The organism is Pedobacter hartonius (assembly GCF_900107535.1).
In the GTDB taxonomy this organism is placed as follows: domain Bacteria; phylum Bacteroidota; class Bacteroidia; order Sphingobacteriales; family Sphingobacteriaceae; genus Pedobacter; species Pedobacter hartonius.
The window spans coordinates 389,857-403,062 of sequence record NZ_FNRA01000003.1; the positions used below are offsets into that span (position 1 = coordinate 389,857).

The following is a 13,206-nucleotide window of genomic DNA, read 5'->3' on the forward strand; positions in this document are numbered from 1 at the left end:
ATTTACGACTAATAATCGCCGTTTCCTGCTGATTTTGCGAATTCTTTAACTAATTTAACATGCACATTTAGTCAGCTATTCCTATAGATTTGATGAACTGAACAAATGATCAACGTCTAACCAAAATGAAGAAAATCATTTTTATGATTATTTTTTGCCCTATATTATTCAGCACGGCATTTGCACAGCCCAACATTGGCCTGCCGGCTATAAAAAATTATAAAAGTGCTGATTACAATGCTGCAACGGAGATCTGGGACCTGATACAGGATAACCGGGGAATCTTGTATCACGCAAATAACGACGGCCTCCTGACTTTTGACGGCAATTACTGGAAGCTGTATGCAATGCCAAACAGAACGCCTGTGAAATCCCTGGCAATTGATGATGACGGCAGGATCTATGTGGGCGGGCAGGACGAACTCGGATATTTCTTTCCCGATAAAAGAGGCGTATTAAAATTCCACTCCCTCAAACACCTCCTTCCCCTGAAAGCCAGGCAATTTGCAGATATATGGAACATCGTCATTTCCAAAAACGGAATCTTCTTCCGTACAGTAGAAGCCATTTTTCAGCTAAAAAATAACCGGATCAGGGTTTTTGACACCGTTGGTGGCTGGCGGACCCTCAGTGTAGCAGGAACAGAAGTATTCGCTGTGGACAGGGGCAGCGGACTGCTGATCATCAGAGATGAGAAATGGCAGCCCTTCAGCAGGGTACAAACCAAGACGCTTCAGGTCAACGGAATCCTGGATTATAAAGAAGATACCCTGTTGGTCAGCACCGCTAAAAACGGGCTCTACAGCCTAACGCGTTCCGGTATCGTCAAAAAGAACACCGGGGCCGACGATTTATTCCATCATGATTTGATCAACTGTTCAAAAAAGATAGCTAATGACCGCTATGCTATAGGTACATCAGCAAATGGCCTTTTCATCCTGGATCAAGAGGGTAAGCTCATCCAGCGCTTCTCTACCGCGGAAGGGCTTCAGAATTCGAATGTGCTTGGCATCCTGTCAGACCATAATCAGAACATCTGGCTGGGCCTGGAAAATGGAATCTCTTTTATCAATTACAATACGGCAATTAAACATATCCATCCCGTAAACAAAATTCAGAGCGTCAGCAATGCAGTCAGGATTTTTGAAGGCAAACTGTATATTGGTACTTCCAACGGTCTGTACAGTACAGCGCTCGACTTCTCAAAAAAAGACCTGAGTACCAGCAAGGGTCTGTTCAGCCAGGTTGAGAATACCCGTGGAGAAGTATTCAGCCTGACTGAGACCGATCACCGGCTGTTACTGGCCCACGAGGATGGTGCACATGTGATCAAAGGCAATACTGCATTTCCGGTGATGACCAAACAGGGCGTATGGGGATTTAAACCTTTCCCTCCGGGAGACGACATCATTGCAGGTACCTACACCGGGCTGGAAATACTGAGGGATAACCAGGGTAAATTGCAGGAAGCCGGGAAAATTGACGGCATCTACGAATCGCTAAGCAATATTTTGGTTGAAGACAGCTGTACGGTATGGGCTTCTCACCCATTCCGGGGAATATACAGGATTAAAATTTCTGCCGACCGGAAGAAGGTGCTCAGCGTAAAGAATTTTACAACGGCTGACGGATTGCCCTCCAAATTGCATAATCACGTTTACCTCATCAGGAATAAGATACTGATCACGACCGAGAAAGGAATATATGAATTTGATAAGGGCCGGAATACAGTAGTTCCATCTTCATTTTACAAATCCCTGTTCAAACAGGATGCAGTGGAATATCTGACAGAAGACCTTCACCATAATATCTGGTTCGTGAGCAATCACCGGGTCGGCGTAGTTGATTTCAGTAAAACCTCAGCTCAGCAGGCTTATTTCCAGATCTACTTTCCGGAACTCACTGCACAAACGGTAAAAGGGGATGAATTTATCTATCCTTACAATGATGACAATATTTTTATTAGCTCCGGTGACGGCGTTTTCCATTTGAACTATGCTAAGTATGTGGCATCAAAAACGCAGCTGAAAGTATTGCTGAGTTCAGTGAAAGCTATTGCGGAAAAGGACAGCCTGATATTTGGAGGTTATTTTTCTCCTGATTATTCCGGTATTTCCGGCAGGAAGAACAAATAGGTAACAGACCTGCCAAACCAGTGGAACTCCTTCCATTTTGAGTACTCTTCCACGCTGTCGGCACAGAACAGCCCGATCGAGTTTAGCTACAAACTGCTGGGCTTTGATGAAAGCTGGTCTGGCTGGTCGCCCAGAACTGAAAAAGACTACACCAACCTGGCCTCAGGGAGGTACACGTTCTCCGTCAGGGCAAGAAACAATGTAGGGAAAGCATCGTCTGCAGTTAGTTATACTTTTATAGTGAATCCTGCATGGTATGAAACCATCTGGGCCTACCTGATATACCTTATACTCGCCGCCTGTCTGGTATACGGTATCCTGATCTGGCAAAAAAAGAGGTTTGCGCTTCATCAGCAAAAACATGAAGAGGAACAGGCAAAACTGAATTATCTGTATAGTTTAGAGCTGGACAGAAACGAAAAAGAGATCATCACCCTGCAAAAAGAAAACCTGGAGGCAGAACTGCAATTTAAAAACAAAGAACTGGCCACGGTAACGATGCATTTGGTAGAACGGGGAGGCATACTGGTGAATATCAAACAGGCTTTACTGACGATGATGAAAAAGACCAGCATTTCAGATCCCGAACATGAGTTCCGTAGTGTCTTCAGGATACTGGATGAGATCGAGAAAAGAGCTGACGACTGGAGTCAGTTTGCGATTTATTTTGACCAGGTACACAACAATTTCCTGTCCATATTAAAAACCAAATATCCTGCTCTGAGCTCCACGGAACTGAAACTATGCGCTTACTTACGTCTTAACCTCAGCTCTAAGGAGATTGCACAGCTCATGAATATCTCTCTGAAGGGCGTGGAGATCAGCAGGTACCGTATCCGTAAAAAACTAGAGCTTTCAACAGAGATAAATCTATATGATTTCTTAATCAGGATTACACAGAACCCTGCTTAATCTGTCACATAGATTTCCCCGTTAACTTCCTGACGAAAAGCTCTTATATAGATTGTTCCAGTTAATGGAGCGTTAAAATCAATTTTTATAGGTGGACAGCCCCCTGCGGGTATAAAATTTCGGATTGCAAAATTTGATAGCGTTAATATAAACATTAAAAAGAGATTTAATCTGTCCTTATTCTTTTTTTTATCAAAATTTTAATAATTATTGTGTTGCAGCTAAGAGCATATACCGTGGGGAAGCCACATAAATACCTTACCATGAAAATAACGATCACAAAAAACGAGGAAGAATTCAATGTTACCGCAGCATGGCGGATAATTGCGCAGATGCTGGAGAAACCAAATGCGGTAATTGGGCTTTCTACAGGGCAAACTACTATTGATATGCACAGACTCCTGAGCGAGATCCACGCGCAGTACCCTTTTGATGTTTCGGACATCACGCTTTTCAATGTAGATGAACTCACCAACCTGCCAAGGGAATATGCAGGCAGTTGTTATACCAGGATACTCCAACAGGTTGCAGCCCCTCTGGGAATCCCCGAAAGGAATTTCATCATGCCCCCCACCCTGTCTTACGACTTTGAAAAGGAATGCCTCCTATTTGAAAAGCGCCTGCTGGAACGCGGAGGTGCAGACCTCCAAATGCTGGGTATAGGCACCAATGGACATATAGGCATCAACCAGCCCGGTACACCCTTCGAAAGCGAAACATGGGTAGCTGCACTGGATCCTGACCTTGAAGCCCGTGTCTGCCGGGAGACACAGCTTAAGCAGGGAACAAAACCAGGTGGCTTAACGAGGGGAATCAAAAACATCATGCATACCCGGAAGGTCATCCTTATTGCAAAAGGCAGCCATAAGGCGTCAATCATTGCACAGGCTGTGCTCGGCCCCGTGACCACCGATATTCCGGCTTCCGTGCTTCAGCTGCACCCAAACTGCGAGATCCTGGTTGATGCAGAGGCCGGTGCAGAAATTGCCGCCTATGCAGAGCAACGCGGATACAGTTTCCGGGGATAATCCAATTGAACTTACTTTAAAGTCTTGTTTACCGCATCCAGCAAATACTCCTTTTTATCACTGGAGTACTCCCAGAACATTACACCGCCCATATGTTTCTTTTTTACATATTCGGCTTTGCGCTGTACCGACCATTCGTCATCAAAGGAAATAAACTGCCGCGTGGTGGCATTATACAGATAGGGCGCCATGGCGTCCTTATCCCTGAAATATTTAAATCCGTTCTTGTTTACCAGACTGTCTTTCAGCATGGTATAACCTCCGCCCTCTGTCTTGCCGGCAGTTTTGATGCCCAGTCCGTTCTGCGTATTTTCTTCCACAAGGGAAGAACGGCCGTAAAATGCCAAACCCATTACCAGTTTGCTGGCAGGCACACCAGCGGCCATATATTCGGAAACAGTTTTATCGGCATTGTCTTCACCCTGGTATATTTTGGAAGGATAAAGATTGGTATGGTGCACAGAGATGCCCAGGCTGTCCTGGAAGTAATCATAGGTCATCAGGTTAATGTAATTGAGGTAGGCCTGTGCCTTTCCCATTTCGGTCAGGTCTAAAAATCTTTTAAACCCTCCCACGGCTGTGCTGAGCAGGAGTTTTTTACCTGTTTGTTTCTCCATGCGGTCCAGTTCCTCACGCAGGTCCCGGAACATCAGTGTATAATTTTGTTTATCCCCGGGGCGGAACTTATTCCCGACGCCTACCTGGGCAGGGTATTCCCAGTCAATATCTACTCCGTCAAGGTTGTACTGCCTGATGATGTCAACGGCACTTGCGGCAAAAGCCCTGCGTGAGGTATCGGAAAGAACAGCATCAGAGAAATTACCGCTCCATGCCCAGCCTCCAATAGAGATCATGATTTTAAGGTCAGGATTTTTCTTCTTCAGCAGGTTTAGATTTCTAAAGTTCGTAGAGTCTGTTTTCAGGTTTGTAAGCCAGGCACGGTTGTGCCGAACGTCAACAAAAGCATAATTGATATGGGTAAGCTTACTGGCATTGACCAGGGTGGTATCGATCAGGCCCCTGTAACCGCCGACATAACCAATAACAACGTATTTCTTTGGTGTTGATTTTTGGGCATAGGCAGGATTGATCCCGCTGAAAAGCAGCATACAGGAAAGTGCTATTGATGATACCGTAATTTTTAAAAGGTTTTTCATTTATTTTATTGTTTTTTGTCTTCAGCCTGCCTTCAGCGGTTAATTGTTAGATAAAGCCAGAGAATTAAAGTTTTAATCTTATTCTTCGTTTTTCCATGAGCCCCACCAGCGCGATCAGGATAAATGATATCGCAAATGAACGGATCAGGCCCGCGGCACCGGTATTCAGGAACAAGGGATAGTGTACATGGAATAAACGCATGATAAATACCTGAAAATATGGCATGAGGTAACAGGTAAGTGTGCTGGTTCCTGCCGGGGCAATCCATTTAAACCAGTCTTTCTTTCCCTGAATATCAATGAGGTAAATAGCCAGTTCAAAAAACAAAATTGTAATGCCGCTACAGATAAATACCCAGGCCGGAGTAGAATGTATTTTTGAGATCCCTCCTGCAAAAGGCCTGACAAACAAACCTGCAGCAATTAAAGTCAGGCCTAGTACAGTAAAGATGGCCCATAAACGTTGCGTTTTACCGATTCCGGTCAGCCAGGCATAAATGCCGGATATCACGATCCCTCCCATGGTTAAGGTGACCGGGGCGCCATCTCCTATCAGCCAGATGGGTCCCTGTAGTATCCCCATATGTACGGCAATGTTGATCGCTGCAAATATAATCCAGAATAGAATCAGCAGGCTCAGTTTTCCCTTACTGATCAGATAAAGAATGGCACAGACCAGGTATGACCAGCCGATGATCCCTAAAATACCCCACCAGGAAGGCCTCATCCAGGTTGTTGCTTCGGCGCTGCCGCCTTTGTAGATTACAGCCATGATGATCAGCAGCAAGATGCCTGTTCCGATGAATATATACTTCTTTGTTTTGTTCATCGCTTCCGGGTAATCCAGCCAGATCAGGAAAAAGCTGAAAGTTATGGTCAGTGCCCATACGGCTTTCGGTAATGTAGCGGCCGGGCTATAATCTTCCAGGTTCACATGGTAAAAACCTATGATCAGCAATGCGGCGCTGCGCGTAAGGATATACAACAGTATGCTGATAAAAGACTCCCCTTTTTTTATCTTATTGTTAATGGCAAAAGGAAGGGACAAACCTACAATAAAAAGAAATGCCGGAAAGATCGTATCGGCAAAGCCCATCGCATCTGCACTGGCCTCTGCATGATCTATCCATAAGGGAACATTCTTCACTCCGTTTGATTCATTTACAAAGATCATCAGGAACATGGTTACCGCCCGGAGGACATCGATGGATAGCAGGCGCTTTGGTAGTTGTTGCATCTAACAAAACTAACCTTTGGAGTCTTTCCAACCAAATAAAAAAGGCACTACATTACCACTACGGAAAAGAAAAAAACGGAATAGTTCTATGAAAAAGGAAGGATTACACAGGGTGATATTAGATCGTTTAATTTTGCCCGGAAGCCACAGTAACCACTTTCAGATGGGTTTGTTTTTCAATAAAGCTGAGCATTCGCTGCATATCTGAGATCCTGGTGTTTACCTTAATCACTACAGCCTGTACTTCATATGCGTTACCGGTAAATCTGAGCACATCATAACCCAGGCCTTTTGCATAGTACAGGTGCTCAAAGTCTTCGAGATCAATCTGCACATCATCATCCCAGGGAAAGAAATATACAACTTTAAACTCGTTGATATCGTTAATCTCAATCTTGCTGGAAAAACGCGCAAGGAGAATATAAAACGTCAGCATGCCAATAGGAAGGTTCATCATCAGATAAGTCAGGTCAGTTTGACGGAGCAAACCAAGGCCCAGTAATAATGTAGGAATAATTATTAACAGGTACACGTTAAATGGATAACCTGACCCAAATTCCGGATATGGAGCATGATCTGCCAATACTGATGAGAGTTTAGTTAAATGTACAAACAAATTAACTAATTCCGATCAATTTAAAAGCGTAAAGATAATTTTGCTTAGGTAAAGACTACGGTTTAAAATGAAGGTCATAAAAATACCTGGTACTGTAGAGGGGGATAAACAGTTTACTGAAATCTTCCCGTCTGATCAGTCCCATTGCAAGCAACCTGTAACCGGTAATGAATGGCCGGTAAATGCAGACATACAACAGGAGTCCGGCCCCGAATACCCAGGTTAGTCCAAGCTGAAGAAAGATTAAAAGCAATGGTATTGGCAAAATGATCTGAAGGTAGTAGTACAATAATCTCATATCGTTTTGATTTAGCTGGTATGATCTGGTCATAAACTTATAGATTCAAGCCCGTACGATGAAATATATTACACCAATGTTCATTTTACTGGGACGAACTATATAATTATGCCAAAAAAGCCAAAAAATAAAAAGCCAATGCCGTTTACAGCATTAGCTTTTTAAAATTTAATCAGATGATTTCGCTATTTCTTTAGCGAAAGAATATATTTCACGATTTTTTTTGCATCCGGAGAGGTGATACCCGGATGAGGTGTCATAGGAATTTGTCCCCATTTACCGCTGCCTCCGTTGATGATCTTCTGCGACAATGCCGTCACATTTGCATCCGTCATCGGATAGGTTTGCGCTATAGTTATGTAAGCGGGTCCAACCATTTTATTTTCCAGGCTGTGACAGCCCATACAATCTGATTTGGAAATCAGCATTTTCCCGGCTTCAATATCCTTCTTGCCGGCAGCTGAACGGGTTGTAGTGGTAACTTTAGTAACTGTCTTAGCAGTTTTTTTTGTTTGGGAAAATACCGCATCATTACTGCCCAGTACTGCAATAAAAAGACAACAGGAAAAAATAAACTTTAGCTTCATGTAAAATTGATCAACAGAATTAAAATACGACTTAGATATATGCGATACAGTCCATCTCCACCAGAGAATCTCCCGGAACGCCACCTTTAGCTACGGCAATAGTGGTACGTACAGGAGGATTCTTTCCAAAACGGCCTTTATAAACTTCGTTCATGCCTTTGTAATCAGCAATATCATTAAGAAATACGGTCACCTTTACCACTTTTTCCATAGATGAACCTGCTTTGATCAGTTCACTTTCCAGTTCTTTCAATACAATATCAGTATGTGCTCCAATGGTGAAGGGGGCAACGTGGGCACCTTTACCAGCGATAAAAATCATGTTTCCAAGTTTAGTATGACCTGAAAACAATGGAACGTCATCCATTTTAGTGATGTTGCCTGCTTCTTTTTCCGGTGCTGAATCATTCGCGCTTGCAGTTGAACTTGCAAATAATCCGAATCCTGTAACACCAACAGCAGATAATAATAATTTTTTTAGTGCAGATCTTCTTTCTGTTCTCATTTGATTTAGGGTTTAATGATTATATTCATGTTATTTACTATTCTTAGTTCTGAGCCATTCACGTCCGGGTTTGTCTACACGGAACGTTTCTATATTACCCTGGTCCTGCAAAGTGACGTACATCGTACGCCCGTCTTTGCCCCCAAAGGCTACGTTGGTAGGTTTCTTTCCTATTAATACGATCTCCTGTAAAATTTTTCCATCAGGAGAGATCTTAGCCACTACACCTTTTCCGTATCTGGCCTGATAAATATTGCCATCCACGTCAACACGCAGTCCATCCATTCCAGGATCAGGAAACTGCATCACCAGGTGCTTATTGCTGATGCCGCCGTCAGGAGAAAGATCATACGCCCATAACTTTGGATTTTCATTGACATACAATGTTTTGTTATCAGGACTTACATCAATGCCGTTCACTATACCCATACTATCCAGCAAAGTAAACTTTCCATCCGTATCAATACGCCAGATCCTGCCAGTGCCGGCTTTCCAGTTCGGATCACTTGCATATAAACGGTCTTTATCATCAATTGCAATGTCATTCGGCTGGCTCATCCGCCCTTCATGCGCAAAAACACTTATCTTTTTGGTAGACATGTCCACCTTCAGAATGTTGTGCATCTTGTAATCGGCTATCAGCATGTTTCCATGACTGTCAAACCTGATACCGTTCCCAACACTTCCTTCCGGTAATTCAAGAAATATCCCGGCTTTGCCCTTAGGCGTCACGATCCCGACCGTACCCTCACGGGCATAGTTTACGGCGTACAGGTTTCCCTTTTTATCTACTCCGGGGCCTTCACAACCAATTGTAAAACTGTGAATAGGTGTCAGAACAGATGATGTGAACAATCCTGCAGCCGGCGCCTGCGCGTTGGCGGTCATTGAAAAACCAAGACAAACGGAGAGAACTGACAATTTTTGAGTGCGTATGAACAGGAAACTATTATTTTTAAGCATGATACTATTTGTATAAATTATTGTTTTGAGGTCGACTTTCTTACTACAGACACCTCGTCAGGAGTAACTATCCCCGGTGTATTTCCGAAATTACTCTTTATATAGGTAACAACCTGTGCAATTTCATCATCTTTTAAGAAGGAGCCGTGTGCAGGCATCACTTCATTATAAGGTAAGCCTTTCACCTGTACCGGCCCCTGCAATCCATTCAGGATGACACTGATCAGCTTGGTTTTGTCGCCATTTACCCATTCAGAACCTGCAACCGGAGGATAACGGTTGCCATCGCCCTTTCCATCTCTCTGGTGACAAGGACTGCAGTAGGTAGTATAAACCTTTGCTGCTGCAAGCATTTTCCCCCTGTCCAGGTTATCAGTAATTTCATTTGGCGTTTTAATGTTAGATTTAGTGATCTTACGTTTTGCCATTGTGGCCAGCTGCAGAGGGCCAAAGGTCTTTTTATTCCCTTTGAACATGATGCGCCAGATCTTTCCTTTTTCGGTATCACTTACATACAGAGACCCGTCAGGGCCTTCTGCAAGTCCCATAGGACGATAAACTGCATTACTTACATTCACAATAGGGTCAACCTTCGCAAAACCGTCTGCAAATACCTCCCAGGGGCCTGAAGGCACGCCATTTTTAAACGGAACAAAAGCAATGATATAGCCTGCCTGCGGATACGGGGCACGGTTGGTAGCACCATGAAAGGCCATAAAAGCGCCGTTTTTGTAACGTGCAGGAAACTGGTTACCTTTATAAAACATCAGGTCGTTTGGTGCAAAGTGCCCTGGGAAACCGATCAGCGGCTGTGTAAGTTTAGCGCCGTTACCTTCTTTAATTTTATTGCCGCCATACTCAGGATTAAGAATTTTTTTCTTTTTCAGCTGGTCATAGTAATAATATGGCCATCCCCCGTTCAGCCCCTGTTTTACCTTAAAGAATTCCTCGGCAGGCAAAATTGCACTTTCCCATGGTGTATAAATAGCAGGCCATAACATTCTCAGGTCATCACGCCCGTGGTTGATCGTATAGAGTGATTTACTGTTCGGATCCCAGTCCAGGGCTACGATGCTTCTTAAGCCTGTAGCAAATTTCACACCTTCTTCCTGTTTCTGATTGAGTTTATTTTCGTCAAACATCCAGATTCCGCCGTGGTCTACCAGAAAAGGGCTACCTTCGGTTTCCGAATCCGGAATTCCTGTTCCGGGAGAGCCCGGCCGTCTGTTGGCTACCTGGCTTGCATTGGATCCTGCACCCCATCCTACATAGATATGTCCGCTGTCATCAAAAGCAACGGGTTTAGTCTGATGTTCGTGGTAAGGAGGATTATCAATAACGATCGTGTCCATCTTACTGTCCGGCACCAATTGCCCTGGCGTAAGTTTATTACGGTATACCACAAGTTCAGAGCTGTAATAGAGATACCCGTTATGAATTCTCATTGCGGTTCCGTAAGTGCGGCCTTCATATTTTCCAAAGGGCTGGATGATATCTGCTTTTCCATCATTATTGGTATCGCGCAATGCGATATTGCCATAACCATCATTACGTACATGGTTCCGGGCTTTTACATAAATATCTCCGTTGTCACTGACGGCAATGTGCCTTGCCTGCCCTTTCAAACTATCTACGACGACCACTGCACGGAACCCGCCCGGTAAAAAAAGCCCACCATTGTCAGGATCGGCAGGCGGTAGCCCCGTACCAGGCTTATACTGGGAAAAACCCATTACAATTAGAAAAAGCCAAAAGCAAACGAGATAAACTTTTGGTATCCGAAAACGGAATTTTGACTTGAAATAAACAGTCAATTTAAGCGCTGTGTGTTTGTAGTTCATTGTAAACCGGTTAGTCTTTAAAAATATCCCTAAATATTCATCGGGAAATTAGTTGAATTTACACTTTTAACTCATTCCTGCAAGTATCATTCCCCCTACATTACCTCTCTCTAGCCAAAAAGTTATGAATATCACAGTCCAATTCAATTTAGATATATCATTCCGCTTAAAGACACCCAATAAACCCAAACAGACTAATGAAATTAAAAATTTTACAGGTAAAAAGATAGGAGACAGATCCTGTGTACATAAAAAACCCTGTCATTGGAAATGACAGGGCCTGTATCTTTAGTTGTGTGGGTATGTTATTGTTTATCCCACCATATCCTGGTTGTCCAGAGATCCGGTCCCTGTATCGCAACAGCAGCCTTGTAATTATCGGCGTTTAAGCTGGCTTCCGACTGCGGATAAGGCAATCTTCTTGGAATCTGCCCGCCGGTTTGGTTTCCGGGATAATTTGTTGATGTCAGCACCGGGTAGCCCGTACGTCTCCAGTTGGCATAGATCTCCATATTGTTCATGAACTGCGATACCCAGAACTGCGTATGAATCTGTTTCATCTGGACATCAAATGACCCTCCTGTATATGGATTAGCTGTAAGATAGGCACTGATGGCCGATGCAGAAATACTGCTGCCGCCGGGGTAAATGGTCTCTATTTCCATTGAGGCCCTTACTGCATTTTCATAATGTGTTTTTGCATCGCCCGTTCCCCATCCGCGTAAAGATGCTTCAGCCAGGTAAAGCTCCACTTCATTGTAATTGATAAATACACTTGGAGTGGAATTACTGCCAATAGTATTCAGGTTGATCTCAGAATATTCGGCCAGCATTTCGTCGGTCCATCCCGGAATGACGGTCTTGATCGATGTGTAGTCATAACCGTTAGGCAGACCTTTCTGGTTAGCAGCGATCGTACTGGCAGGCAGTTGTGCAGGATCAGCATTTCCCGGCCACAGGGTGATATAGAATGGCAGTCTCGGATCTGCAGTATTTTTCAGGTGACTCACAAAAGTCTGAGCCATTTTTCCGTAGCCAGTTCCTTTTGCCGAAGGAGGAACACCTTCACCGCCACGCAATTCGCGGCCATCCCAGTAAAAGTTGAGTTCTGTTCCATCGGTATGGTTCAGCCTTGCCACATCTGCGTTGCTCTGCATTACACCACCGGCGATTGCTTTTTTAACCCATGTTTCTGCTAATGCCGGATCAACCTTTGTCAGCCGCATCCCCAGGCGCAGCATAAGCGAATAGGCAAATGTTTTCCATTTAGACGTGGTTCCGTTGTAGATATAATCTGCAGTGCCGTAGGATTGCTTGGTCGCGTCCAGTGCCAGGGCAGATGTTTCCAGCTGTTTCAGCATTGCCGGGTAGATATCAGACTGTTTGTCATACTTAGGCTTGTAGACCCCGCTTACGTAACCCAGTCCTGCTTCAGAATAAGGCACATCGCCATACATATCCGTTACACGGTGCAGGATATACACCCTCCAGATCTGTGCAATGTTGTAAAGATTGACCTGATCAGGGTTATCTTTTGTCAGCGAGATGATCTGTGAGTTCTCTTTCAGCTCCACACCATAAGCCGTGCCGAACAGGGCATCGGAGTATCCGGCTTTTGCCAGGTATTTATCTCCGGTCCACTGATAGGGGTTGAGGGATGCAAAAAGCTGCATCATTGCACCAGCCAGTTTATCATTCGGGTACAAGGTATTTCCGTCGCCGTCACCGGCAGTTTTGATCAGGTTGTAAGAGAACAAACTGGTCACTACCGGCTCTGTAAAGGCGTTCGGGTTCTTATTCATTTCCTCAAAGCCTTTATCGCATGAAGATAAAAGAACGACAGCCATCAATGCAATTCTCAGCACTTTAGCCGGGAAGTTCCATTTTATATATTTCGTGTTTGTCATATTTAATACTAAAAAATGGT

At 44.1% G+C, this 13,206-nt stretch carries 12 protein-coding genes and 1 pseudogene; 4 read left to right on the forward strand and 9 right to left on the reverse strand.

Annotated features, from left to right (window positions below):
* The first annotated feature begins 125 nt into the window (after window positions 1-125).
* The 4 genes and pseudogenes from BLW16_RS07745 (at window position 126) to BLW16_RS07755 (ending at window position 4,075) form a co-directional block, all read left to right on the forward strand.
* The gene (locus tag BLW16_RS07745) at window positions 126-2,135 is read left to right on the forward strand and encodes a ligand-binding sensor domain-containing protein (RefSeq protein WP_090555975.1); all 2,010 of its coding nucleotides are present in this window, start codon (window positions 126-128) and stop codon (window positions 2,133-2,135) included.
* Between the two features lie 75 nt (window positions 2,136-2,210).
* A pseudogene (locus tag BLW16_RS24000) lies at window positions 2,211-2,366 on the forward strand (triple tyrosine motif-containing protein); the annotation flags it as partial.
* Window positions 2,367-2,375: 9 nt separating this feature from the next.
* Complete coding sequence (locus BLW16_RS07750) at window positions 2,376-3,047, forward strand: helix-turn-helix transcriptional regulator (protein ID WP_139298281.1); 672 nt, start codon at window positions 2,376-2,378, stop codon at window positions 3,045-3,047.
* A 263-nt stretch (window positions 3,048-3,310) separates the two neighbouring features.
* Entirely contained in the window at window positions 3,311-4,075 is a 765-nt protein-coding gene (locus BLW16_RS07755; RefSeq protein WP_090556153.1) for a 6-phosphogluconolactonase, read from the forward strand.
* An 11-nt stretch (window positions 4,076-4,086) separates the two neighbouring features.
* On the opposite strand, the gene BLW16_RS07760 is transcribed toward BLW16_RS07755, so the two are convergent.
* From BLW16_RS07760 to BLW16_RS07800, 9 genes are all read right to left on the reverse strand, one after another.
* Window positions 4,087-5,232, reverse strand: a complete 1,146-nt coding sequence (locus tag BLW16_RS07760; protein ID WP_090555977.1) for a glycoside hydrolase family 18 protein — start codon at window positions 5,230-5,232, stop codon at window positions 4,087-4,089.
* Window positions 5,233-5,296: 64 nt separating this feature from the next.
* Window positions 5,297-6,469, reverse strand: coding sequence for a DUF5009 domain-containing protein (locus BLW16_RS07765; RefSeq protein ID WP_090555978.1), 1,173 nt, complete (start codon window positions 6,467-6,469; stop codon window positions 5,297-5,299).
* Window positions 6,470-6,596: 127 nt separating this feature from the next.
* The gene (locus BLW16_RS07770; RefSeq protein ID WP_090555979.1) at window positions 6,597-7,052 is read right to left on the reverse strand and encodes a hypothetical protein; all 456 of its coding nucleotides are present in this window, start codon (window positions 7,050-7,052) and stop codon (window positions 6,597-6,599) included.
* A gap of 88 nt (window positions 7,053-7,140) precedes the next feature.
* The gene (locus tag BLW16_RS07775) at window positions 7,141-7,383 is read right to left on the reverse strand and encodes a hypothetical protein (protein WP_139298282.1); all 243 of its coding nucleotides are present in this window, start codon (window positions 7,381-7,383) and stop codon (window positions 7,141-7,143) included.
* A gap of 185 nt (window positions 7,384-7,568) precedes the next feature.
* The gene (locus BLW16_RS07780; protein ID WP_090555981.1) at window positions 7,569-7,970 is read right to left on the reverse strand and encodes a c-type cytochrome; all 402 of its coding nucleotides are present in this window, start codon (window positions 7,968-7,970) and stop codon (window positions 7,569-7,571) included.
* Between the two features lie 31 nt (window positions 7,971-8,001).
* Window positions 8,002-8,475: a RidA family protein gene (locus BLW16_RS07785; protein WP_090555982.1), complete on the reverse strand. Its 474-nt coding sequence runs from the start codon at window positions 8,473-8,475 to the stop codon at window positions 8,002-8,004.
* Window positions 8,476-8,505: 30 nt separating this feature from the next.
* Entirely contained in the window at window positions 8,506-9,438 is a 933-nt protein-coding gene (locus BLW16_RS07790; RefSeq protein ID WP_217631535.1) for an SMP-30/gluconolactonase/LRE family protein, read from the reverse strand.
* Between the two features lie 17 nt (window positions 9,439-9,455).
* Window positions 9,456-11,171 (reverse strand): PQQ-dependent sugar dehydrogenase, encoded by a 1,716-nt coding sequence (locus BLW16_RS07795; protein ID WP_090555984.1) that lies wholly within the window; start codon window positions 11,169-11,171, stop codon window positions 9,456-9,458.
* A gap of 413 nt (window positions 11,172-11,584) precedes the next feature.
* Complete coding sequence (locus BLW16_RS07800; RefSeq protein WP_175470509.1) at window positions 11,585-13,186, reverse strand: SusD/RagB family nutrient-binding outer membrane lipoprotein; 1,602 nt, start codon at window positions 13,184-13,186, stop codon at window positions 11,585-11,587.
* Window positions 13,187-13,206 lie beyond the last annotated feature (20 nt).